The organism is Sphingomonas sp., assembly GCF_036731925.1.
Taxonomy (GTDB): domain Bacteria; phylum Pseudomonadota; class Alphaproteobacteria; order Sphingomonadales; family Sphingomonadaceae; genus Sphingomonas.
The window spans coordinates 1,087,853-1,109,193 of the sequence record NZ_DAINDJ010000002.1; the positions used below are offsets into that span (position 1 = coordinate 1,087,853).

Sequence of the window (21,341 nt, forward strand, 5' to 3'; positions counted from 1 at the left end):
TCCCTCTCCCGCAGTCGGGAGAGGGCCGGGGTGAGGGTGAGTCGGGCGAAGGAGAGGGCCGCATTCGCCCCACACACCCTCACCCTTCCGCCGCCTGACGGCGGCTCCCTCCCTCTCCCGCAGGGGGAGAGGGAAAGGCCGATCCTCCCCCGCCAGAGGGAGGATAAGATGCTGGCCGGGACGAGCCTCCGCGCTTCCGATCAGACGTCGAGATTCGCCACGCTGAGCGCATTCTCCTGGATGAAGTCGCGGCGCGGTTCGACCACGTCGCCCATCAGCTGGGTGAAGATCGCGTCGGCCACGTCGGCCTGGTCGATCGCCACCTGCAGCATCGAGCGGTTCTGCGGATCGAGCGTGGTCTCCCACAGCTGCTCCGCATTCATCTCGCCCAGACCCTTGTAGCGCTGGATCGCCAGCCCCTTGCGCCCGAAGGCGAGGATCGCGTCGAGCAGCTGGGAGGGGCGCGAGACCAGCGCCTCGCCCTTGCCGACCGCGACGGGAGCTTCTTCCTCCGGCACCGGCGCATCCACCTCGGTCGCCAGGCCCTTGTTCGAGACGAGCTTCGACGGCGTGAGATAGGCCGCCGCCTGCTCGCTCGCCAGCGTGTGCAGCTTGCGCGCCTCGGCCGAGACGAGGAAGCTGGCCTCGACGATGTGGTGGTCGGTCACGCCGCGCCACAGCCGCTCGAAATGATAGCCGCCATCCTCGGTGATGCGCGCGCTCCACCGGGCTTCGGTGTCGGCCGCATCGAGGCGGTGGACGACCGTCTTCAGCTCCTCGGCATGCCGCTCTCGGCTCACCGACGGATCGAGCGCGCCGCCCAGCGCCAGCGATTCGATGATCATCGGATCGTAACGGCGGGGCACGTAGCGCATCAGGGTGCGCATGCGGCGGGCATGTTCGACCAGCGTGCGGAGGTCCTCGCCGCTGCGCTGCGCACCCGCGGTATCGAGCACCGTGCCGCCGACCCCGGCATCGACCAGATACTGGTCCAGCGCGGCATCGTCCTTCAGATACACCTCGGAGCGGCCCTTGGTCGCCTTATAGAGCGGCGGCTGGGCGATATAGAGGTGCCCGTTGGTGATGATCTCGGGCATCTGGCGGTAGAAGAAGGTCAGCAGCAACGTGCGGATATGCGCGCCGTCCACGTCTGCGTCGGTCATGATGACGATCTTGTGGTAGCGCAGCTTCTCGATGTTGAAATCGTCGCGGATGCCGGTGCCGAGCGCGGTGATGATCGTGCCGATTTCGCGGCTGGCGAGCATCCGGTCGAAGCGGGCGCGCTCGACGTTGAGGATCTTGCCGCGCAGCGGCAGGATCGCCTGGAAGTGACGGTCGCGGCCCTGCTTGGCCGATCCGCCGGCCGAGTCACCCTCGACGAAGAACAGTTCGGACTTGGCAGGATCGCGCTCCTGGCAGTCGGCAAGCTTGCCGGGGAGCGAGGCGATATCCATCACGCCCTTGCGGCGGGTGAGCTCGCGGGCGCGCTTCGCGGCCTCGCGCGCGGCGGCGGCGTCGATCACCTTCTGGATGATCTGCTTCGCGACGGCGGGATTCTCTTCCAGCCACTCGGCCAGCTTGTCGGCCATCAGGCTCTCGAGCGGCTGGCGGACTTCGGAGGAAACCAGCTTGTCCTTGGTCTGGCTGCTGAACTTGGGGTCCGGCAGCTTGACCGAGACGATCGCGGTGAGGCCCTCGCGCATGTCATCGCCGGTAAGGGAGACCTTCTCCTTCTTCAGCATCCCCGACTTGTCGGCATAATTGTTCAGCGTTCGGGTCAGCGCCGCGCGGAACGCCGCGAGGTGGGTGCCGCCGTCGCGCTGCGGGATGTTGTTGGTGAAGGCGAGGACGTTCTCGTAATAGCTGTCGTTCCACTCCAGCGCGACGTCGATCGTCACGTCGTCGCGGGTGCCGCTGATCGCCACCGGCTCGGGCATCAGCGCAACCTTGTTGCGATCGAGATACTGGACGAACGCAGCGATGCCGCCTTCGTAGAACAGGTCGATTTCCTTCACCTCCTCGTGCCGCGCGTCGCGCAGCTTCAGGCGCACGCCCGAATTGAGGAAGGCGAGTTCGCGGTAGCGATGCTCAAGCTTCTCGAAATCATATTCGGTGATCTTGAACGTTTCCGGGCTGGCGAGGAAGGTCACGCGGGTGCCCTTCTTGCCGTTCGCCGGGCCGATCACCTTGAGCGGCGCTTCGGCGTCGCCGTGGCGGAAGCGCATGTAGTGCTCCTCGCCGTCGCGCCAGATGTTGAGGTCCAGCCACTCGCTGAGCGCGTTCACCACGGATACGCCCACGCCGTGCAGACCGCCCGAGACCTTGTAGGCATTGCTGTCCGAGGTGTTCTCAAACTTGCCGCCCGCATGAAGCTGGGTCATGATCACTTCGGCGGCGGACACGCCCTCTTCGGAGTGGATGCCGGTGGGGATGCCGCGGCCGTTATCCTCGACCGAAACCGATCCGTCGGCGTTGAGCGTGATCAGGATCAGGTCGCAATGCCCGGCCAGCGCCTCGTCGATCGCATTGTCGGAAACCTCGAACACCATGTGGTGCAGGCCCGAGCCGTCGTCGGTGTCGCCGATATACATGCCGGGGCGCTTGCGGACCGCATCCAGGCCCTTGAGGACCTTGATCGAGTCCGCGCCATATTCGTTCGCGTTGGGATCGTTCGTCTTGGGAGTGTCTGCCATGCCGAGGATATAGGGATTCAGGGCACGGAACGAAAGCAAAATGGGCGGTTCAGCGCTTCCGGTCGGCTTCGTCGTGCGCGTCGTAATTGCGCCGCGTTGCATCCTCGGTTTCGTCCAGCTGCCGCTTCGACGTGCGGTTGCGCGCGATCGCCCAGATCAGCGCCGCGGCGAGGACGATCGGGCCGACGATCACCATCAGCCCCTGCATGCTCGACAAGTCCATGGCATCTCTCCGTTTTGCCCGGACCAACGAAGCCTGCGCCCCTTTCGATCCGTGCCCGCGCCCCCATATCGCCGCCATGACGCTCGGCAGCTGGCTCACCCCCGATCCTTGCGGGATCTACCTTCCGGCAGCGGATGCGTGGATCGATCCTTCCAAGCCCGTCGCCCGGGCGATCATCACGCACGGTCATGCCGATCATGCCCGCGGCGGGCATGGCGAGGTGTGGGCGACGCCGGGCACGCTGGCGATCATGGCGGCGCGCTATGGCCCGCAGAACGGGCGGCCGGTGGACTATGGCCAGAGCATTCAGCTCGGACCGATCGAGGTGGGCTTCGTGCCCGCCGGGCATGTGCTTGGCTCCGCGCAGGTGGTGCTGGATCATGCCGGCGAGCGGATCGTCGTTTCGGGCGATTACAAGCGCCGCCCGGACCCGACCTGCACGCCGTTCCAGCCGGTGAAGTGCGACGTATTCGTCACCGAGGCGACCTTCGGCCTGCCGGTGTTCCGCCACCCCGAAACCACCGACGAGATCGACAAGCTGCTGGCCGCCCTGCGCGCCGAGCCCGAGCGCTGCGTGCTGGTCGGCGCCTATGCGCTGGGCAAGGCGCAGCGCGTGATCGCCGAGCTGCGCGCCATGGGCTTTGACGATCCGATCTACATCCATGGCGCCTTGCAGGCGCTGTGCGACCTCTATGCCGAGCAGGGCGTGGCGCTGGGCGAACTGCGCCCCGCCACCGGCGTCGCGAAGAAGGAGCTGGAGGGGCGGATCATCCTCTGCCCGCCCGGCGCGCTCAACGATCGCTGGTCGCGGCGGCTGCCCGATCCGATCACCGCGATGGCGAGCGGCTGGATGCGGGTGCGCCAGCGCGCCCGCCAGCGCAATGTCGAGCTGCCGCTGATCCTGTCCGACCATGCCGATTGGGACGAACTGACCCGCACCATCGAGGAACTGGCCCCGCGCGAAGTGTGGGTGACACATGGCCGCGAGGATGCGCTGGTACATTGGTGCAGGCTGCGGCAGATACGCGCCCGTGCGCTCGATCTCGCCGGGTTCGAGGATGAAGACGATTGAGGGAGATGTGACGATGGCAAAGGGCAAGACCTGGGCCTGGGTGGGCGGCCTGCTGGGCGGCACGGTGGTCGTGGGTGCGGCGGCCTATTATGCGTTCGAGAAGGCCAGCGAGCAGCCGCCCTTCACGCTGGTGGAAAAGGACGGCGCCTTCGAGATCCGCGACTATCCCGAGCTGGTGGTGGCGGAAACGCGGGCGATCGGCACGCGGGAAGCGGCGCTGAACGCGGGCTTCTCGCGCCTGGCCGACTATATCTTCGCGAAGCGGCGCGGCGATAATGGCGGCAGCGGCGGCGAGAAGATTTCGATGACCGCCCCGGTGCTGAGCACCAAGCAGGATGCCAGCTGGCGCACGCAGTTCGTGATGCCCTCCAAGTTCACGCTCGCGACGCTGCCCAAGCCGTCGGACAATGTCGATCTGGCGACCCGCCCTGCGCGGCGCGTCGCGGTGCTGCGCTTCTCGGGTTCGCCCGACGACGCTGCGCTGGAGAAGCGCGAGGCCGAGCTGCGCAGCTGGCTGGCGGCCAAGGGGATCAACGGCGGCGCGGTGGAATATGCCTTCTACAACTCGCCGTTCATTCCAGGCCCGCTGCGGCGGAACGAAGTGCTGATCGCGCTGTAACGTCGAGATTTTGCGCCCCCCTCCCGCTTGCGGGAGGGGTCGGGGGAGGGGCTGGTCGCGCGTCCCACCGACACAGCAAGAACTTCCACGTCACCCCCTCCCCTAGCCCCTCCCGCAAGCGGGAGGGGAACGCATGGTTGGACGGCGGAGATGTCCAACAAGTGCCGCGATCTTGCCGCGGACGTCCTCTACCGAACCCCCATGACGATTCGCCCGCTCCTCGCCGCCGCTACGGCCTTCGCCTCCTTCCTCGCCCCCGCCGCCGCGCAGGCCCAGGCGCGCGACCCGTTCGGCGAGTGCCTGCGTGCCCGCACCAGCCGCGCCGATCGCGACGTGCTGATCCGCTGGGTGTTCGCCGCCGTCGCGCAGAGCGCCGCGGTGCGCGACATGGTGAAGGTGGATGAGGGCCGCCGCGTCCAGGCCAGCCAGCAGGCGGGCCAGCTGATCACCCGCCTCGTCACCCGCGACTGCCGCGCCCAGGCGATGGACCGGATGAAAAGCGACCCTGGCGCGCTGCAGAACAGCTTCACCGCGCTCGGCCGCGTCGCGCTGATGGACCTGGCGCAGGACCCCAACGTGGTCGGCACGCTCGCCGGCGTGCTCCAGTACACCGACATGGGCAGCATCACGATGATGCTGATGGAAGGCGGCCTGCGCCCCGGCGGTTGAGCCGCTCAGCGCTCGAAGCGAACCCGCGCCACCACCGGATAATGGTCGCTCGGGTAGACCTCGCCCCGATGGCTGTCCACGGTGGTGACCCGCTCGACCTTGAAGCCGCGCGTCAGGATCCAGTCGATGCGACGGTCGCCCTTGCCGGTGAAGCCGTGGAAGGTGAAGTCCGGGCCCTGCCGGTCCGGCCGCGACGCCCAGGCATCGGCAAGCGTCTTGGTCAGCACCGCATGGGCGGGCTTGTCGGCCGTGGTGTTGAAGTCGCCGGTTAGAATGACCGGCATATCCTTGGGCCCTGCTGCGATCCGATCGGACAGCAGCTGCGCGCCGCGGGTGCGCGCATCCTCATCCTCGTCGCGATAGGGGAAATGCGTGTCGTAGAAGCGGAAGCGGCGTCCCTCGCGCGTCTCGAAGGTCGCCCAGTTCACCATGCGCGGCAGCGGGTGGCCCCAGCTGATGCTGGCCGGCACCTCGGGCGTGTCGGACAACCAGAACTGGCCCTGCTCGACGATCTTCAGCCGGTCGTGCCGGTAGAAGATGCCCATGTGCTCATTGGCATGGCCGCCATAGCGATCGGTGCCGAACCAGCTATACTGCGGCAGCGCCTTGACGACGTCGTCGCCCTGGCGCTGGAACAGCTCCTGCGTGCCGATCAGGTCCGGGTTTGCCGCGCGGATCGTCGCGAAGGTGAGGTCGCGGCGCTTTTCCCACAGATTCGCGCCGTCGCCGTCGCTGGGCATGCGGATGTTGAGGCTCATCACCGTCAGTTCGGGCGCGCCCTGCGCCAGTGCCGGCGCGCACGCCAGCATCGCGGCAAGCGCCGCCACCAAACCCCAAATACGCTGCATCAACCCGCTCCTTCGAGTGCCTTCTGGCGCCGGCGCTGCACCGAGCTGCCAATGCCCATCGCCTCGCGATATTTCGCAACCGTGCGGCGGGCGATATCGAAGCCCTTCGCATTGAGCATTTCCACGAGCGTGTCGTCCGAAAGAATTTTCTTCGGATCCTCGGCGGCGATCAGCGCTTTGATCGCGCTCTTCACCGCCTCGGCCGACACCGCCTCGCCGCCATCCGCCGACTGGATCGCGCTAGTGAAGAAATATTTCAGTTCAAAGAGTCCGCGCGCGCAGCTGAGATATTTGTTGCTGGTGACACGGCTGACCGTCGATTCGTGCATCTCGATCGCATCGGCGACCTGGCGCAGCGTCAGCGGCCGGAGGTGCGCGACGCCCTTGAGAAAAAAGCCTTCCTGCTGCTTCACGATCTCGCTGGCGACCTTGATGATCGTGCGCTGACGCTGGTCGAGCGCCTTGACCAGCCAGTTGGCGCTCGCGAGCATGTCGGTGAGCCAGGCCTTGCTCGCCTTGTCCTGCTTGCCCCCGGAAACCTCGGCATAATAAGCGCGGTTGACCAGCAGCCGCGGCAGGGTGGCCGCGTTGATTTCCACCGCCCAGCCACTGCCCCGCCGCGCGACGAAAATGTCCGGTGTCACCGCCGGCACCGGATCGCCGCCATAGCGGCAGCCGGGCTTGGGATCGTAGTTCCGCAGCTCGCGGATCATGTCGGCGAGATCCTCGTCGTCGACATTGCAGATCCGCCGCAGCCGGCCGAGGTCGCCGCGCGCAACGAGCTCGAGATTGTCGATCAGCCGCGCCATGCAGGGATCGTAGCGATCGGCTTCCTTGGCCTGGAGCGCGAGGCATTCGGCAAGATCCCGCGCGCCGACGCCGGTGGGATCGAAGGTCTGGATCACCATCAGCACCGCCTCCACCCGGGCGATCGGCACGCCCAGCCGCTCGGCGATCTCGCGCAACGGAACGGTAAGGTAGCCGCATTCGTCGATCTGATCGATCAGGTGCTGGGCGATGAACAGGTCGGGCCCGGCAACGGTGGATCCCGCCTGGGCCAGCAGATGATCGGCCAGGCTGAGGTCGCTGGTGCCGAGGCTGTCGAGATCGGGTCCATCCTCCGATCCGCCGCCGGCGCCACCGTTCATGCCGAGGCTGCCGTCGAGCCCGCCGATCATGTCGCTGGCCGAATCATGGTGGAAGGCTTCGGTCGCAAGGTCGACGTCGAGCGCCGCCTCGCCCGCCGCTTCGCCGCCACCGAGGATCAGTTCGCTGGCATCGGCCGGGCCGTCGCGCGGCTCGAAGTCCTCGCCGCCCTCGCCCGGCGGGTCGGGCGGCCCGTCGTCCCCGCCCTGCGCATCGAGCAGCGGGTTGCGCTCCACCTCCTCGGCGATGAACGTCTCGATCTCGAGGTTCGACAGCGCCAGCAGCTTGATCGCCTGCTGGAGCTGCGGCGTCATCACCAGCGATTGCGACTGGCGCAGATCGAGGCGAGGCGCGAGACTCATCGCATTTAGAGCGAGAAGCTCTCGCCGAGATAGAGGCGGCGCACATTCTCGTCGCGGACCAGATCGTCGGGCGAACCGGCGAACAGCACCCGGCCGTCATAGATGATGTAGCCGCGATCGACGATTTCCAGCGTCTCGCGCACATTGTGGTCGGTGATCAGCACGCCGATGCCGCGCTGCTTGAGCTGCTTCACCAGATCGCGAATGTCGGCGATCGAGATCGGATCGATGCCGGCGAACGGCTCGTCGAGCAGGATGATCGTCGGGTTGGCCGCCAGCGCGCGGGCGATTTCGGCACGGCGACGCTCGCCGCCCGAAAGCGCCATGGCGGGCGAGGTCCGCAGCCGGGTGAGGCCGAATTCGTCGAGCAGCTCGTCGAGGCGGGCCTGGCGCGCGTCGCGGTCCGGTTCGGCCAGTTCGAGTACGGCCGAGATGTTCTTCTCGACACTCAGACCGCGAAAGATCGAGGTTTCCTGCGGGAGGTAGCCAAGGCCCAGAATCGCGCGGCGATACATGGGCAGGCGGGTGATGTCCTCTCCGTCCAGCATGATGCGGCCGCTGTCGGGCTTCACCAGGCCCATCACCGAATAGAAGCAGGTCGTCTTGCCCGCGCCGTTGGGGCCCAGCAGGCCGACGACCTCGCCGCGGCCGACGGAAACCGACACGTCGGTGAGGACGGTGCGCTTGTCGTACGACTTGGCGATCGAAACGACCGCAAGACCCCGATCGGGCAGCGGCACGGGATCCGGGGCGGAGCTTTCGGGGGCGGCGATGGCGACGTCGGTCATGACGGCTCCTGCTAGGTGAACGCTGGTCTGGTCCCCGCCCGAAGCGTGGTCGCTTGGCAAGGTTCCTGCATGATAACGCGCGCGAAGAAAAGGCTTTGCACGGCGTACCGTGGCAATGCCCCGGCCTATTGCTTCGAGGCGTCGCGATTTGGAACGGAGAAGCGGCCGGTCACGCGGCCGCCCGAGTTCTGCGTTGCCGGGCCGGCCGGTGCGCCGCCGAACGTCGCGCGGCTGGTGTCGAGGTTGATCGTCAGTCGCGGACCCGCCGCGTTGGCGACGTTCGACCCTGCCTGCTGCAGCGTGACATTGCCGATCATCGTGATGATCCGCCGGTCGACGTCGTACACCGCATAGCTGGAGCGCGCGGTCTGGTTGGGCCGCGTCACCGTCACGCCGCCGGTCGCATCGAGCCGCGAGGCCTGGGGCGAGCCGTTGAGCGCGCTGCCGCTGTACGCCACCGTCACGCGCGCGGCGCGCAGCGTCATGTCCGACTGCTTGATGACCACGCCACCGCTCAGAATCGCGCGATTCGCCTTGTCGTCGAGCTGGATGTTCCGCGCGTCGAAATCGATCGGCGCATTGGAATCGTGCCGTGCCTGCGCCGCGGCGGGGACAGCGGCGAGCAGCAGCGGCAGGCCAAGGGCGAACGGGGCGAGAGCGCGGGTCATCAGGGCCTCCTTGCCGGCTTCGGCGTCATCCGCAAGTGCGCATTGCCTTCGAGCGAGATCAGCCTCTTGTCGAGATCGGCGCGCAGGCGATCGGCGCGGAAGGTGCCGGTGGGCGTGTTGCCGGTCACCGCCCCGCCGCTTTCCAGCTGCCGCGTCTTCAGGTCGATCGTCGCGTCATGGGTGTTGAGCAGATAGCCGTCGCTCGTCTGGAAGCGAATCGGCCCGTCGATCATCATCTGGTCGGTATTGAGGTTGTAGCGCCCGTGATTCGCCACCAGCGTGGCCGGGCCGTCGGTCAGGCTCAGCCGTGCGTTGAGCTCGTTCAGCTGCACCACCGGTTCGGCCGAGCTCTTCTGCACCGCGGAACCCGCATGCAGTTCAAACTGGCGGCCCTTGGCATCCTCGCCGCGATAGTCCGCCGCGACGATCTTCAGCCGCTCGGGCGACATCGCCACCTTGTTCTTGTCGAGCACGAAGCTCACGTCGCCACCCATGAACAGCGGTGCGCTCACCAGAAAGGCGGCGAGCGCGCCGATCAGGATCGGCAACAGCACCAGCGCGAGGCGCACGGCACGATCATGGCTGCTCCCGGGATGGGCCCAGGCGCGCTTCTGCGTGGTCAATCGGGCGGCGATCTCAGACATGGGCTTCCTTGTGGGAAGCCGAAACGGCCGAGACAACCACTCGATCCGCGCAATCACGCATGGGCGAAGATATCCACCTCGGGCCAGCCGGCGATGTCGAGCTCGGCGCGCCAGGGCAGGAAGTCGAAACAGGCCTGTGCCATTTCCACGCGGCCTTCGCGCTCGAGCCGCTTGTCCAGCTCGACCTTCATTGCATGGAGGAAGCGCACGTCGGAGGCGGCATAGTCGCGCTGCGCGTCCGAAAGATCCGGACCGCCCCAGTCCGACGACTGCTGCTGCTTGGAGATCTCCGCGCCGACCAGCTCGCGCGCCAGGTCCTTCAGGCCGTGGCGATCGGTGTAGGTGCGCACCAGCCGCGAGGCGATCTTGGTGCAGTAGACCGGCCCGGCGGTGACGCCGAGATAGAAGCGGATCGCCGCAAGATCGAATCGCGCGAAGTGATAGAGCTTCAGCCGCTCGGGATCCGCGAGCACGGCGCGGAGATTCGGCGCGGCATAGTTGGACTGCGGGCCGAAGCGCACGAGATGCTCGTCGCCGGAACCGTCCGACAGCTGGACCAGGCACAGCCGGTCGCGCGGCGTGATCAGGCCCATCGTCTCGGTATCGACGGCGATGGAGGCGCCGGGTGCGAACACGCCCTCGGGCAGGTCTTCTTCGTGGAAATGGACGGTCATCGCGTCCGCGTAGCGAGGTTGGCGCCGTACCTCAATGCTTTGCCGCGCCTGCACGCCTTTGCAATTGTCGATTCGGCGGACTAAGAGCCCCGTCGTCCCGCGCCCGGTTGGGTCCAACCGCCGCGAAAATCGCCCGCTTCACCGACGACAGGTCTCGATATCGTGTCGTGGCGGACACTTTCCTGCCGTAAAGCGGCCATGCGCGCGATTTTCGTTCGCGCACCCGATTTTTTTGGGGTATGACCTGCACTGTGGCACTACGTTAGTGCCGTAAGACCTGCGTTTTTCGTCCGGCGCTCGGTTTTGATTGGTAGTTTGAGGGCGAACCGGGAAGACGAACAGGGCATGAGTTTCGATAGAGGACGTCGCGGCGAGCGCGGTGGGCGCGGCAGAGACAAGCGCGATGGTTTCGGCGACGATAACTTCGGCGGCGGCAGCAGCTTCGGCGGCGGCGGCTTCGAAGATCGCGGCGGCTTCGGTGGCGGCAATCGCGGCGGCTTCGGCGGCGGCGGCGGCGGTGGCTTCCGTAGCGGCGGCGGCTTCGGCGGCGGCGGTGGTGGCGGCTTCGGCGGCGGCGGCGGCGGTGGTTTCCGCGGCGGCGGCGGTGGCGGCATGCCCCCCCAGGTCATCGGCGAAGGCACCGGCGTCGTAAAGTTCTTCAACGCGCAGAAGGGCTTCGGCTTCATCGTTCGCGATGACGGCGGCGAGGATGTGTTCGTGCACATCTCGGCCGTGGAGCAGGCGGGCCTGACCGCGCTGGCGGAAGGTCAGCCGCTCGGCTTCACCCTCGTCGATCGTGGCGGCCGCATCTCGGCCACCACGCTCAAGATCGACGGTGAGCCGATGGCGGTCACCGAGCGCGCACCGCGCGACGATTCGCAGGGTGGCGGCTTCGGCGGCGACCGCGGTGCTCCGCGTGGCGGCCCGCAGCGCCAGCTGACCGGCGAGAAGGCGACCGGCACGGTCAAGTTCTTCAACGCGATGAAGGGCTTCGGCTTCATTCAGCGCGACGATGGACAGCCCGATGCGTTCGTGCACATCTCCGCTGTTGAGCGCGCCGGCATGCCGACGCTCAACGAAGGCGACCGGCTCGAGTTCGAGCTGGAGGTCGATCGTCGCGGCAAGTACGCGGCGGTGAACCTTTCGCCGCAGCAGTAACCCGAACGGGTACTGACGAATTGGAGAGGCCGGGCGGCAACGTCCGGCCTTTTCCTTTTTGGAGAACCCGCGCTGGAGTATGCCCCGTGCAGATCGCCGTCCTGACCTTCGATGGCTTCAACGAGCTGGACAGCTTCATCGCGGCTGCGATTCTCAACCGGATGCACGCGCGTGGCTGGGCGGCGCACATCACCTCCCCCAGCGAGGAAGTGACCTCGCTCAACGGCGTGACGATCCGGCGCCAGCGCCCGCTGGCCTTCGCCGCCGAAGCCGATGCCGTCATCCTCGGCAGCGGCAGCAAGACCCGCGCGATCGCCGCCGATCCGCACCTGCTCGGCCAGATCCGGCTCGATCCCGAGCGCCAGTTCATCGGCGCGCAGTGTTCGGGCACCTTGCTGCTCGCGAAGCTGGGGCTGATCGGCGCGCTGCCTGCCTGCACCGATCTCACCACCAAGCCCTGGGTGATCGACGCCGGTGTCGCGGTAATCGACGCGCCGTTTGTCGCGCATGGCAATGTCGCGACCGCGGGCGGCTGCATGGCCTCGCAATATCTCGCCGCCTGGATGCTCGCGCGCGGCGGCGGGCTGGAAGCGGCGCGGGAGGCACTCCACTATGTCGCGCCGGTAGGCGAGAAGGATGCCATGGTGGCGCATGTCCTCGGCGTCATCGCGCCCTTCCTCCCGACGACGCGCAACGCTGTCCCCGGCCAGACATGCCCGCAGGCAGCCTGAACGCTATCGCGCGGGTATAACGGGGCCCTCGAACAACGCAGGCGCCGCTGCGACGATCGTGCAGACCAGCCCTTCCGGCGCGAAGTCCATTCGAACCTGCGCCTTCAGGTCCCCCGCCAATGCGCGTTCCAGCATGCGCGTGCCGAACCCCTGTCGCGCCGGCGGGGTCACGGGAGGGCCGCCCTGCTCGCGCCAGACGAGGTGCAATCGTGGCGGCGGCCCCTCCTCGACCCGCCATTCAAATGCCGCCTGCCCGTCTTCGCCGGACAGCGCGCCATATTTGATGGCATTGGTGCAGAGTTCGTGCAGCGCCATCGCCATCGTCACGGCGATCCGCGAATCGAGCCAGATCGTCGGGCCGGACATCCGCACCCGCTCGCTGACGCCGCAGGAATCGACCGCCCCCAGCGCCACGTCGGCCAGTTCGGCCTTCTCCCAGTGCACCCGCGTCAGCGTGTCATGGGCGCGGGCGAGCGCACCCAGCCGGCCTTCGAACGCCAGCTGCGCCGCGGCCGGATCGGGATTGCGGCCGATCGTCTGCCGCGCCAGTGACTGCACCACCGAGAGCATGTTCTTTACCCGGTGGTTCAGTTCGTCGATCAGCAGGCGCTGGCGCCGTGCCGACTCGGCGAGCGCGCGCTGAGTTTCGCGCAACTCGGTCGAATCGAAATAATAGCAGATCACCCCCTGCCGCCCTTCGGGCAGCCGGGCGCGGTGCAGCTCCCACTCATAGCCCTCGACCTGATCGACATCGGCGCGTGCCTCGACGAACGCCTGCGAGCGAAACGCCTCGCCGGTTTCCAGGGTATGACGAAAACGGCCGATGATCTCCTGCGCCACCGCTTCCGGCCACAGGATGCGCATCGCCTCCTCGAACGGCCGCCCGATGACGGGGCGAACATTCTGAAAGGCCCCTTCCTGGCTGCGCTCGTTCATCGCGACGATCGTCAGTGCATCGTCGACGAGATAGATGCCGAACGGGCATTTGTTGATCAGTTCCAGGAAGATGTCGCCCTGGCGTGCGGTATGCTCCGCAACCTGCCGAACCCATTGCTCGGGTGCGCCATCGGCCACCAGCCGCAACAATGCGTCCCGCCCGGTGAAGCGCTCCGACAGCGCTTCGGACTCGAAGCCCGATCTGGTCCGCATTCCTTTTCCCCCGAACGGGCACCGTGGCGCGCATGCGCGGACCGCATGTGCCAATCCGGGGCAGTCTTACCTTTATGGACAAGGGCTTGTCCAATTTTGCGGCAGCAGGCCGCAGCTGGTCAGCGAATGAAATAGCCGATCACGCGCCAGCCGCTGCCTTCGTGGACGAGCATGATCGTCTCCACCGAGTCGCGCCGGTCGGCGAAGGCCGTCTGGAACTTCAGAATTTCATAGTCGCCGTCCGGTGCCCCGGGCAGCGTCTTGCTCTTGAGCACCGATTCGAACTTGCGCGAAACCACGGCGCCCAACGGCTTCCGGACCGGCGTGACCATCTCCGCCCAGCGCGCATCGGAGACCTCGGTGCGGAACAGGCCGGCGGCGGCTTGCCAGCTTTCGTGCCATTTGCCCTGATCGACCAGCGCCGCCCATGCGAGGGCGGCATCGAGGCTGGCGGGCGCGTTCTCGGCGGCGGGTGCGGCGGCGGGTGCGGCGGCGGGTGCGGCCACGGGCGCCTGCGGGGCCGGAGCGGTCGGGCTATGCAGCGCAATGGCGGCGACGGCGGCGATGAGCAGTGACATGATGAACATTCCTCCACTGAGCCAGGCGAGCCGGTGCATCCGTTGCACCCGGGCAGCTGGCAGATCCGGAGAAGCCACGAACGGGCCGGCAGCCGACACCCTCAACGGCGTGTCCCCCAAATTTTGAGGGATGGCCGCCTCGATTTCGGCCAGCCGCCGCGCCGCTTCGCGGCTGCTGGCCGCGCCGAGCTTCCGCCGCGCGTCGCGCAGCCGCTCGTTCACCGTATGCACCGAAAGGCCGAGTTCGCGGGCGATCGACTTGGCGTCATGCCCCGCGAGCAACAGCCGAAGCGTCGTCTTCTCGCGCTCGGTCAGCGCGCCGTCGCCGCGCTGCGGTGGCGATGCTTCCCCCATGCCCATGCCCGCTTGTACGAACCGGCGCACGGCATCGCCAGCCTCGCCAGGCGCACACCCCCAAGAAATTTGTTCCTCAGGTCGCGAGCCGCCGCAGCCCGGCGATGGTGTCCGCCTCGGCGGCGGGCTTGTCGGTGCGGATGCGCGCGATTCGCGGAAAGCGCATCGCCAGCCCCGACTTGTGGCGCTTCGATTCGTGAATCGAATCGAACGCCACTTCCAGCACCAGCGTCTTGTCCGTCTCGCGCACCGGCCCGAAACGGTTCACCGTGTGCGTACGGACATGGCGATCCAGCCATTTCAGCTCCTCGTCGGTGAAGCCGAAATAGGCCTTGCCGACGGGGAGCAGTTCGCCGTTCTCGGCCCAGGCGCCGAAGGTGAAATCCGAATAGAAGCTGCTGCGCTTGCCCGAACCCCGCTGGGCATACATCAGCACGCAATCGGCGGTGAGCGGGTCGCGCTTCCACTTGTACCAGAGCCCAACCCGTCGCCCGGCCACATAGGGCGAATCGCGCCGCTTGAGCATCACGCCTTCGATGGCTGCGTCGCGCGCGCCGGCGCGAATTTCCTCCAGCGCAGTGAAATCGGCCGCATCGATGACCGCGGAAAGATCGAAGCGTTCGGGATCCAGCCTGGGCACGAACCCCTCCAGCCGCGTGCGCCGGTCCTGCCAGGGCAGCGGCCGCATATCCTCCGCGCCGTCGAACAGGATGTCGTAAAGGCGAACAAACGCCGGGAATTCGGCCAGTGTCTTCGCGGACACCACCTTGCGCCCCAGTCTTTGCTGGAGTGCGTTGAAGCTGCCCGCCTCGCCCCCCTGGACCTCGCCGCGCACCAGCAATTCGCCGTCGAGCACGCCGGGCGCGGCGAACGCCGCCGCGACCTCGGGGAAGCTGCGGGTGATGTCGTCGCCCGCGCGGCTGTAGAGCCGGGTCTCGCCGCCGGCATGGACGAGCTGGACGCGGATGCCGTCCCACTTCCACTCCGCCGCATAGTCGCCGAGGCTGACCTGCGTCTCCTCCAGCGGGTGCGCGAGCATGAACGGGCGGAACACCGGCACGTCCTCGGCGCGCGGCTGCTCGGCACGTCCTTCGGCCCAGTCGAAAAGCCGGTCATAGGGCGGATGCAACCCGTGCCACACCTCCTCCACGGCATCCACGTCGAGCCCGAAGGCCTGGGCGAGTGCGGTCTTGGCCAGCCGCGCCGAAATGCCCACGCGCAGCGCGCCGGTCGCCAGCTTAAGCAGGGCATAGCGCTCGTCCGCCTCCAGTCGGTCGAGCATCGCGGCGAGCACCGCGGGCGCATCGGAACGCGACAGCGCGCCGAGGGTGGACACTACCTGCGACAGGGTGAGCGGAGTGCTGTCGGGCGGCGGCACGTGCAGCTCTGGCCAGAGCAGGGCGATCGTCTCGGCCGAATCGCCGACGAAATCGCGGCTCATGCCGTACAGCACCGGATCAACGCGCGATTCAATCATTGCGCGGAGCAACGCGGGCTTCACCGCCGGCAGGTCGAGCGCACCGGTCAGTGCCGCCATCGCCCATCCGCGATCGGGATCGGGAGTCGCGCGCAGATAGTCGCCGATCAGGCGAAGCTTGGCATTGCGCGATCGGGTGTAGATCAACCGGTCGAGCAGGTCGGCAAAAGCGCGCATGACCAGGTAGATGGGGGCCGCAGGCGATCGGCGCTAGGGCGAGACGAGGGCTCGCCAGAACGTTCGCACATGCAGCAAAGAAGGCTTCGAAAACCGGAGGGCTTGCCCTAGGGCAGGACCATGAAGCGCATTCTGCTCCTGATCCTGCTGCTCCTGCTGCTCCTGCTCGGCCTGACCGCGTTCGGCCTGTTCACTGCGATGCGTGACCCGGTGGTACGGCGAATGACCGTACACATGCGCAACTGGCCCGCAGACACCCCTCCGATGCGCGTGGTGCTGATCAGCGATCTGCATGTGGCAGGCCCGGAAACGCCGCCCTCGCGGCTTGCCCGCATCGTGGCGCAGGTCAACGCGCTCAAGCCGGACCTCGTCCTGATCGCTGGCGATATCGAGCAGGAGCGGACGGTCACTACTCGCGTCTATGGTGCAGCCGAAGCGACTGCGCCGCTCGCCGGACTGCGCGCCCGCTACGGCGTGCTCGCAGTGCTGGGCAACCATGACTATTCGGGACGGAACAAGAGCGATCTGCCGCCCTGGCTGGAGAGGCAGGGCATTACGGTGCTGCGCAACGAGGCGGTGCGTCGCGGGGCGCTGACGATCGCCGGCGCCGATGACCCCTACCACGGCAAATATCACGGAAAGGCGCTCGACCACGCGGCACGCGCGCTGCCTGGGCCGACCGTGGTGCTGAGCCACACGCCCGACATCGCGCCCTCCCTTCCCGCGCGCTATCCGCTGGTGCTGGCCGGTCACACCCATTGCGGCCAGATCGCGCCGCCGCTAATCGGACCGATCACCGCCTCGTCCAACTATGGCCTGCGCTATGCCTGCGGGCTGATCCGCGAACCGGGCCGCGACGTGCTGGTGACGGCGGGGATCGGCACCAGCGGGGTCCCGCTGCGGATCGGCGCGGTGCCCGATTTCTGGCTGCTGACCTTCGACGGCGTCGCACGCTGACGATTCGCAAAGCTGCCGCAATTCGCCCCTAGCCTCCGCACTCGGGCGCGCATTGCGCTCGTTCAGGGAGAGCCTTTCCGATGAAGCTTCTTGTCGCAGGCGCGGTTGCCGCCGCCGTGCTGAGCCCCGCCGCCATGGCGCAGCAGACCCCCGCGCCGGCAACTGCCGCAGCACCCGCCGCCAAGTTCAGCCTCGATACGCCGATCGAGACGCTGATCGCAGACGCGAAGGCCAAGGCGGTACTCGACACCGACATTCCGGGTCTGTCGTCGCACCCGGCGCTCGACCAGTTCAAGACGATGAGCCTGCGCGCGGTGCAGCCCTTCTCGCAGGGCGCGCTGACCGACGAGATGCTCAAGAAGGTCGAAACCGACCTCGCCGCCGTAAAGTAAACGGCGAAGGGCCGGCGCACGCCCGCAGCGCGCGCCGGCCCATATCCGGCTCAGCCCTTGCGGCTGGCCTCGAACAGGAACCAGGCGCGCTCTTCCGCATGATCGGTCCATTCGTCGACGATGCCGCTGGTGGCATTGTCCTTCGCCTCCTCGGCGGCGTCCTTCACCGCACGGAAGCTCTCGACCAGCTTGAGATTGTCGTCGCGCAGCTCGGCGAGCATGTCGCCCGGGGCCACGAACTCGGCATCATTGTCCGAAATCGTCTGGCGGCGCGCAATGTCGCCGATCGAGCGCAGCGTGGTGTTGCCGGTCTTGCGAACGCGCTCGGCGATCGCATCAGTCACGCCCAGGATCTGCGCGGCCTGATCGTCGAGCAGCAGGTGATAATCGCGGAAGTGCGGGCCCGAGACGTGCCAGTGGAAATTCTTGGTCTTGAAGTACAGCGTGAAGCAGTCCGCCAGCGCACTGTTCAGGGCATCGGCAACGCTCTTGGTGTCGTTGCGGTTGAGGTCGGTCGGCGTCGCAAGTGCGGGATTTTCGGCCATGGGTGTCCTCCTGAAGGCGGTCGATACGTTGCCCTAACGATCGAGATATAGGGTCAGGTTCCCTTTGCGGAACAGCCATACCCATGGATAATCCCGATCAGCCTGATCGATAGACGCGCAGTGCGGCAACGGCCTTCCGAAGCCAACACACTTGACTTTCACCAACGATTCGCGCATCCGCTCCCCCCTGTCAGCGGTGTGCCCATGGCGCGCCGCTCTTTTCTTTTCGCACGAATCAAGGGTTCCGGGTCATGGCAAAGCCGACCACCGTAAAGATCAAGCTCGTCAGCACGGCGGATACGGGCTTCTTCTATGTCACCAAAAAGAATCCGCGCACCCAGACCGAGAAGCTGAGCTTCCGCAAGTATGATCCGGTCGTGCGCAAGCATGTCGACTTCAAGGAAGCGAAGATCAAGTAACGCTGCCGGGCGCGCAGGTCGCGCCCGCGCTGTTTGATCGCATCGCGCCGGATCCTTGCGGGGGTCCGGCGTTTTCGCTGCATCGGCAGATCATTCCTCGATGGCGGCCATCAGCTTTTCGACCTGGTCGACGAATCGCGCGAGCGAGATCGGCTTGGCGACATAGGAGCGCGCGCCCGCTGCGCGGATGCGTTCCTCATCCTCATGGCTCGAATAGGCGGTCACCGCCATGATGGGGATTCGGCTGAGCACCGGGTCCATCTGCATCTGGCCGATCAGCTCAAAGCCGGTGACGTGCGGCAGCTGTACGTCCATGATCACCAGATGCGGCCGGAAACGGCGCGCACTGGGCACGGCCTCGCGCCCGTCGCGCACGGGCTCGGCTTCATAGCCATGCGCACGCAACAGGTCGCAGAACAGCTTCAGGTTCAATTCGTTGTCCTCGACAACGAGTACTCTTTTTGGCACGCGCTACCCCTATTCTGCGGGGGTGGTGTTAGGCGATGGCGGGCGATGTGACAAATCCCGAAACAATGGCCCTGCAGGCTTTGGCGTGGATTCTCAGTGAGTCCGGCCGCGCAGGTCGCCTGCTGGACCTTACCGGGCTCGATCCCGCTACGCTCCGGGCACGGGCCGGCGAACCGGCACTGCTCGCCGCGGTTCTGGGTTTTCTCGAATCCTACGAACCCGACCTGATCGCCTGCGCCGACGCGCTCGATTGCTCCCCCGCGGCGCTGGTCGACGCCCGCCGACAGCTGGAACGCGCATGAAACCTCTGCTCATCACCGACTGCGACGAAGTGCTGCTCCACATGGTGCGGCATTTCGGCGAATGGCTCGGCGACACGCACGACATCGATTTCGCGCTGAACGGCAGCGACTTCGCCGAATCGATGCGTCGGCGTGGCGATGGCAGCGTGCTGGCGGCCGAAGAAATGTGGGCCCTGCTCGACGGCTTCTTTCCCGCCGAGATGGAGCGCCAGACGCTGGTGCCGCACGCGCGCGAAGTGCTGGGGCGGATTGCCGAGGTTGCGGACATCGTCGTGCTGACCAACCTGCAGGACCATTGCCGCGACCACCGCATCACCCAGCTGGCGAATCACGGCATCGTCCACCGCGTCGAGTGCAACCAGGGCGGCAAGGGCGCACCGGTGGCGAAGCTGGTCGCCGAGCATGACGCGCCGGTGGCGGTGTTCGTCGACGACCTCGCCGTCCACCACGAATCGGTCGCCAAGCATGCCCCCGACGTATTCCGCCTTCACATGGTGGCCGAGCCCAACCTCGCGCCCAAAGTGCCCCCTGCCCCGCACGCCCATGCCCGCATCGACGACTGGCGCGCGGCGGAGGCCTGGATCCTCGAGCGTTTCGAGCGCGCCTGACGGGGCCTTGACCCTGCTCGTGGCCGGTGGTTGGGTTCGGGCATGACCACTGCCATTGATCGCAAGCTCGCCGAGCTTGGCCTCACCCTCCCCGAGGCCGCCGCTCCCGTCGCCGCCTATGTTCCGGCCGTCGCAGCCGGCGGGCTGCTCCACGTCTCCGGCCAGCTGCCGTTCCAGGACGGCGCGCTGATGACCGGCCGTCTCGGCGAGGACCGCGACATCGCCTTCGGGACCGAGGCGGCGCAGCGCTGCGGGCTGATGCTCGTTGCGCAAATCAAGAAGGCGCTCGACGGCGACCTCAGCCGCGTGAAGCGGGTGGTGAAGCTCGGCGTGTTCGTGAACTCCACTGCCGACTTCACAGACCAGCCCAAGGTGGCCAACGGCGCGTCGGAGCTGATGCAGGCACTGTTCGGCGAAGCCGGCCGCCATGCCCGCAGCGCGGTGGGCGTCGCGGCCCTCCCGCTGGGCGCTGCCGTCGAAGTCGACGCCATCATCGAACTCGCCTGATCGTTCCCGGGCGCCCGCCGCGCGTAACCGGCGGGTGCCTGTGGCTTGACAGCAACACTGTGTAACAAAGCGCGGAGGCTTCTTGCGAAGGCGGTTGCGCGTTGCCGGTTCAATCCGGCAATGTTTCGTTGCAAACTGGAAGTCGCGGGGCCGCAGAGCCCAACATCATGCGATGCCAAGGTGCAGCAGGCAGGATCCTTTAGTAGCAATGAAAGGGACTCCATGCGCTTCTCCTCCATCAGCCTCGGCGCGCTCCTGCTCGCCACGACCGCCCCTGCGCTGGCACAGGAGGCGGCGCCGGCCCCGGCTCCCACCATCACGATCAGCGGCAACGCCACACTGATCAGCGACTACAAGTTTCGCGGCATTTCGCAGACCGACGGCAATTTCGCCGTGCAGGGTGGCGCGACGGTCAGCCATGCTTCCGGCTTCTACGTGAGCTTCTGGGGCTCGTCGGTCGACAATTACGTGACCGCGCATGGCACGGCGCATCAGGAAATCGACCTGATCGCCGGCTACAAGCACAGCTTCACGAACGGCGTCACCGTGGATGTCGGCGCGCTCTACTATGTCTATCCGGGCACCCGCCCGATGGGCGACCACACCTCGTCCGACTTCATCGAGCCCTATGCCTCGGTCTCCTACGCGCTGGGCCCGGTGACCGCCAAGGGCACGGTCAACTACGCGCCGAAGCAGAAGGCGCTGGAACTGGACCAGGGCGCCGATCCCAAGGCGCCGAAGCAGGACAATGTGTACATCGCCGGCGACTTCTCCGCCGCGATCCCGAAGACGCCGATCAGCCTCACCGCGCATATCGGCCACACCTTCGGGCCCGACTGGCTGGCGATCGGCAAGGAATATACGGACTGGAGCCTGGGCGCGGCCTTCACCTACAAGGCGCTGACCTTCGGCGTGTCCTATGTCGATACCGACGCCTCGCTGATCACCCCGAGCGGCCATGACGCGGCCAAGGGCAGCATCCTGGGCTCGGTCGGCGTCAGCTTCTGATCGTAAGGGCTTGCGGGAGCGGCTGGCCCGCTCCCGCTTTCCGCCCCTTGCCACGCGCAAAAGAAAAGCGCCGGCCCGCACGAAGCGGACCGGCGCTTTTTCGTT

Annotated in this window: 25 protein-coding genes; 12 read left to right on the top strand and 13 right to left on the bottom strand. The window is 67.0% G+C overall.

All coding sequences use genetic code 11. From position 1 onward, the window contains the following. Positions 1-200: 200 nt before the first annotated feature. Both gyrB and V7E00_RS14640 read right to left on the bottom strand, forming a co-directional pair. Positions 201-2,693 carry a DNA topoisomerase (ATP-hydrolyzing) subunit B gene (gene gyrB, locus V7E00_RS14635; RefSeq protein ID WP_333573360.1) on the bottom strand — a complete coding sequence of 831 codons (2,493 nt, stop codon included), beginning with the start codon at positions 2,691-2,693 and terminating at the stop codon, positions 201-203. 49 nt (positions 2,694-2,742) lie between these two features. After that, a complete protein-coding gene (locus tag V7E00_RS14640; protein WP_294251193.1) occupies positions 2,743-2,916 on the bottom strand; it encodes a hypothetical protein in 174 nt (57 codons plus the stop codon). Positions 2,917-2,992: 76 nt separating this feature from the next. Between V7E00_RS14640 and V7E00_RS14645 the strand changes: the two genes are divergently transcribed. The 3 genes from V7E00_RS14645 to V7E00_RS14655 all read left to right on the top strand — a co-directional run bounded on the left by V7E00_RS14645 (position 2,993) and on the right by V7E00_RS14655 (position 5,276). After that, complete coding sequence (locus V7E00_RS14645; protein ID WP_333573361.1) at positions 2,993-3,988, top strand: ligase-associated DNA damage response exonuclease; 996 nt, start codon at positions 2,993-2,995, stop codon at positions 3,986-3,988. Between the two features lie 13 nt (positions 3,989-4,001). After that, complete coding sequence (locus V7E00_RS14650; RefSeq protein ID WP_333573362.1) at positions 4,002-4,607, top strand: SOUL family heme-binding protein; 606 nt, start codon at positions 4,002-4,004, stop codon at positions 4,605-4,607. Between the two features lie 201 nt (positions 4,608-4,808). Continuing rightward, positions 4,809-5,276: a hypothetical protein gene (locus V7E00_RS14655; protein ID WP_333573363.1), complete on the top strand. Its 468-nt coding sequence runs from the start codon at positions 4,809-4,811 to the stop codon at positions 5,274-5,276. A 5-nt stretch (positions 5,277-5,281) separates the two neighbouring features. Here the strand turns inward: V7E00_RS14655 and V7E00_RS14660 are convergent, their stop codons facing one another. The 6 genes from V7E00_RS14660 to V7E00_RS14685 all read right to left on the bottom strand — a co-directional run bounded on the left by V7E00_RS14660 (position 5,282) and on the right by V7E00_RS14685 (position 10,406). After that, positions 5,282-6,124, bottom strand: coding sequence for an endonuclease/exonuclease/phosphatase family protein (locus V7E00_RS14660; protein WP_333573364.1), 843 nt, complete (start codon positions 6,122-6,124; stop codon positions 5,282-5,284). Further along, entirely contained in the window at positions 6,124-7,632 is a 1,509-nt protein-coding gene (gene rpoN / locus V7E00_RS14665) for an RNA polymerase factor sigma-54 (protein WP_333573365.1), read from the bottom strand. The genes V7E00_RS14660 and rpoN overlap by 1 nt, the downstream gene beginning before the upstream one ends. A gap of 5 nt (positions 7,633-7,637) precedes the next feature. Further along, a complete protein-coding gene (gene lptB / locus V7E00_RS14670; protein WP_168846492.1) occupies positions 7,638-8,420 on the bottom strand; it encodes an LPS export ABC transporter ATP-binding protein in 783 nt (260 codons plus the stop codon). A 125-nt stretch (positions 8,421-8,545) separates the two neighbouring features. After that, positions 8,546-9,088: an LptA/OstA family protein gene (locus V7E00_RS14675; protein WP_333573366.1), complete on the bottom strand. Its 543-nt coding sequence runs from the start codon at positions 9,086-9,088 to the stop codon at positions 8,546-8,548. Next, the gene (lptC, locus tag V7E00_RS14680; RefSeq protein ID WP_333573367.1) at positions 9,088-9,732 is read right to left on the bottom strand and encodes an LPS export ABC transporter periplasmic protein LptC; all 645 of its coding nucleotides are present in this window, start codon (positions 9,730-9,732) and stop codon (positions 9,088-9,090) included. Before lptC ends, V7E00_RS14675 begins: the two co-directional genes overlap by 1 nt. Positions 9,733-9,785: 53 nt before the next feature. Next, the gene (locus V7E00_RS14685) at positions 9,786-10,406 is read right to left on the bottom strand and encodes a ribonuclease D (protein ID WP_066721237.1); all 621 of its coding nucleotides are present in this window, start codon (positions 10,404-10,406) and stop codon (positions 9,786-9,788) included. A 345-nt stretch (positions 10,407-10,751) separates the two neighbouring features. Between V7E00_RS14685 and V7E00_RS14690 the strand changes: the two genes are divergently transcribed. Together V7E00_RS14690 and V7E00_RS14695 are read left to right on the top strand one after the other, a co-directional pair. After that, positions 10,752-11,564 carry a cold-shock protein gene (locus V7E00_RS14690; protein WP_333573368.1) on the top strand — a complete coding sequence of 271 codons (813 nt, stop codon included), beginning with the start codon at positions 10,752-10,754 and terminating at the stop codon, positions 11,562-11,564. An 86-nt stretch (positions 11,565-11,650) separates the two neighbouring features. Further along, complete coding sequence (locus tag V7E00_RS14695; RefSeq protein ID WP_333573369.1) at positions 11,651-12,295, top strand: DJ-1/PfpI family protein; 645 nt, start codon at positions 11,651-11,653, stop codon at positions 12,293-12,295. A gap of 3 nt (positions 12,296-12,298) precedes the next feature. Here V7E00_RS14695 and V7E00_RS14700 read toward each other — a convergent pair whose 3' ends face one another. The 3 genes from V7E00_RS14700 to V7E00_RS14710 form a co-directional block, all read right to left on the bottom strand. Continuing rightward, entirely contained in the window at positions 12,299-13,444 is a 1,146-nt protein-coding gene (locus tag V7E00_RS14700; RefSeq protein WP_333573370.1) for a sensor histidine kinase, read from the bottom strand. A gap of 119 nt (positions 13,445-13,563) precedes the next feature. Continuing rightward, complete coding sequence (locus V7E00_RS14705) at positions 13,564-14,406, bottom strand: helix-turn-helix domain-containing protein (RefSeq protein ID WP_333573371.1); 843 nt, start codon at positions 14,404-14,406, stop codon at positions 13,564-13,566. A 46-nt stretch (positions 14,407-14,452) separates the two neighbouring features. Then, a complete protein-coding gene (locus tag V7E00_RS14710) occupies positions 14,453-16,030 on the bottom strand; it encodes a cisplatin damage response ATP-dependent DNA ligase (RefSeq protein WP_333573372.1) in 1,578 nt (525 codons plus the stop codon). 120 nt (positions 16,031-16,150) lie between these two features. On the opposite strand from V7E00_RS14710, the gene V7E00_RS14715 reads away from it, so the two are divergent. Continuing rightward, a complete protein-coding gene (locus V7E00_RS14715) occupies positions 16,151-16,987 on the top strand; it encodes a metallophosphoesterase (protein WP_333573373.1) in 837 nt (278 codons plus the stop codon). A gap of 80 nt (positions 16,988-17,067) precedes the next feature. After that, complete coding sequence (locus V7E00_RS14720; RefSeq protein ID WP_333573374.1) at positions 17,068-17,379, top strand: hypothetical protein; 312 nt, start codon at positions 17,068-17,070, stop codon at positions 17,377-17,379. Positions 17,380-17,429: 50 nt separating this feature from the next. Here V7E00_RS14720 and V7E00_RS14725 read toward each other — a convergent pair whose 3' ends face one another. After that, a complete protein-coding gene (locus tag V7E00_RS14725) occupies positions 17,430-17,924 on the bottom strand; it encodes a Dps family protein (protein ID WP_333573375.1) in 495 nt (164 codons plus the stop codon). Positions 17,925-18,175: 251 nt separating this feature from the next. Here V7E00_RS14725 and rpmG point away from each other — a divergent pair, with 251 nt between their 5' ends. Then, positions 18,176-18,343, top strand: a complete 168-nt coding sequence (rpmG, locus tag V7E00_RS14730) for a 50S ribosomal protein L33 (protein WP_010125625.1) — start codon at positions 18,176-18,178, stop codon at positions 18,341-18,343. 90 nt (positions 18,344-18,433) lie between these two features. Here rpmG and V7E00_RS14735 read toward each other — a convergent pair whose 3' ends face one another. Next, positions 18,434-18,811, bottom strand: coding sequence for a response regulator (locus V7E00_RS14735; protein WP_333573376.1), 378 nt, complete (start codon positions 18,809-18,811; stop codon positions 18,434-18,436). 35 nt (positions 18,812-18,846) lie between these two features. Here V7E00_RS14735 and V7E00_RS14740 point away from each other — a divergent pair, with 35 nt between their 5' ends. The 4 genes from V7E00_RS14740 to V7E00_RS14755 all read left to right on the top strand — a co-directional run bounded on the left by V7E00_RS14740 (position 18,847) and on the right by V7E00_RS14755 (position 21,236). Then, a complete protein-coding gene (locus V7E00_RS14740) occupies positions 18,847-19,113 on the top strand; it encodes a DUF3572 domain-containing protein (RefSeq protein WP_333573377.1) in 267 nt (88 codons plus the stop codon). Further along, entirely contained in the window at positions 19,110-19,721 is a 612-nt protein-coding gene (locus tag V7E00_RS14745; RefSeq protein WP_333573378.1) for an HAD family hydrolase, read from the top strand. The genes V7E00_RS14740 and V7E00_RS14745 overlap by 4 nt, the downstream gene beginning before the upstream one ends. Positions 19,722-19,763: 42 nt before the next feature. Beyond that, positions 19,764-20,228, top strand: a complete 465-nt coding sequence (locus tag V7E00_RS14750; RefSeq protein ID WP_333573379.1) for a RidA family protein — start codon at positions 19,764-19,766, stop codon at positions 20,226-20,228. A gap of 222 nt (positions 20,229-20,450) precedes the next feature. Beyond that, entirely contained in the window at positions 20,451-21,236 is a 786-nt protein-coding gene (locus V7E00_RS14755; RefSeq protein ID WP_333573380.1) for a TorF family putative porin, read from the top strand. Positions 21,237-21,341: the final 105 nt, after the last annotated feature.

Excerpts from the sequence above, each read along its gene's own strand:
- V7E00_RS14740 (WP_333573377.1), top strand. The coding sequence starts at position 18,847 with ATGGCGGGCGATGTGACAAATCCCGAAACAATGGCCCTGCAGGCTTTG.
- rpoN (WP_333573365.1), bottom strand. The coding sequence starts at position 7,632 with ATGAGTCTCGCGCCTCGCCTCGATCTGCGCCAGTCGCAATCGCTGGTG.
- V7E00_RS14715 (WP_333573373.1), top strand. The coding sequence starts at position 16,151 with ATGAAGCGCATTCTGCTCCTGATCCTGCTGCTCCTGCTGCTCCTGCTC.
- V7E00_RS14750 (WP_333573379.1), top strand. The coding sequence starts at position 19,764 with ATGACCACTGCCATTGATCGCAAGCTCGCCGAGCTTGGCCTCACCCTC.
- V7E00_RS14710 (WP_333573372.1), bottom strand. The coding sequence starts at position 16,030 with ATGCGCGCTTTTGCCGACCTGCTCGACCGGTTGATCTACACCCGATCG.
- V7E00_RS14745 (WP_333573378.1), top strand. The coding sequence starts at position 19,110 with ATGAAACCTCTGCTCATCACCGACTGCGACGAAGTGCTGCTCCACATG.
- V7E00_RS14655 (WP_333573363.1), top strand. The coding sequence starts at position 4,809 with ATGACGATTCGCCCGCTCCTCGCCGCCGCTACGGCCTTCGCCTCCTTC.
- V7E00_RS14660 (WP_333573364.1), bottom strand. The coding sequence starts at position 6,124 with ATGCAGCGTATTTGGGGTTTGGTGGCGGCGCTTGCCGCGATGCTGGCG.
- V7E00_RS14720 (WP_333573374.1), top strand. The coding sequence starts at position 17,068 with ATGAAGCTTCTTGTCGCAGGCGCGGTTGCCGCCGCCGTGCTGAGCCCC.
- lptC (WP_333573367.1), bottom strand. The coding sequence starts at position 9,732 with ATGTCTGAGATCGCCGCCCGATTGACCACGCAGAAGCGCGCCTGGGCC.
- V7E00_RS14645 (WP_333573361.1), top strand. The coding sequence starts at position 2,993 with ATGACGCTCGGCAGCTGGCTCACCCCCGATCCTTGCGGGATCTACCTT.
- lptB (WP_168846492.1), bottom strand. The coding sequence starts at position 8,420 with ATGACCGACGTCGCCATCGCCGCCCCCGAAAGCTCCGCCCCGGATCCC.
- rpmG (WP_010125625.1), top strand. The coding sequence starts at position 18,176 with ATGGCAAAGCCGACCACCGTAAAGATCAAGCTCGTCAGCACGGCGGAT.
- V7E00_RS14725 (WP_333573375.1), bottom strand. The coding sequence starts at position 17,924 with ATGGCCGAAAATCCCGCACTTGCGACGCCGACCGACCTCAACCGCAAC.
- V7E00_RS14675 (WP_333573366.1), bottom strand. The coding sequence starts at position 9,088 with ATGACCCGCGCTCTCGCCCCGTTCGCCCTTGGCCTGCCGCTGCTGCTC.
- V7E00_RS14700 (WP_333573370.1), bottom strand. The coding sequence starts at position 13,444 with ATGCGGACCAGATCGGGCTTCGAGTCCGAAGCGCTGTCGGAGCGCTTC.
- V7E00_RS14650 (WP_333573362.1), top strand. The coding sequence starts at position 4,002 with ATGGCAAAGGGCAAGACCTGGGCCTGGGTGGGCGGCCTGCTGGGCGGC.
- V7E00_RS14690 (WP_333573368.1), top strand. The coding sequence starts at position 10,752 with ATGAGTTTCGATAGAGGACGTCGCGGCGAGCGCGGTGGGCGCGGCAGA.
- gyrB (WP_333573360.1), bottom strand. The coding sequence starts at position 2,693 with ATGGCAGACACTCCCAAGACGAACGATCCCAACGCGAACGAATATGGC.
- V7E00_RS14685 (WP_066721237.1), bottom strand. The coding sequence starts at position 10,406 with ATGACCGTCCATTTCCACGAAGAAGACCTGCCCGAGGGCGTGTTCGCA.
- V7E00_RS14640 (WP_294251193.1), bottom strand. The coding sequence starts at position 2,916 with ATGGACTTGTCGAGCATGCAGGGGCTGATGGTGATCGTCGGCCCGATC.
- V7E00_RS14755 (WP_333573380.1), top strand. The coding sequence starts at position 20,451 with ATGCGCTTCTCCTCCATCAGCCTCGGCGCGCTCCTGCTCGCCACGACC.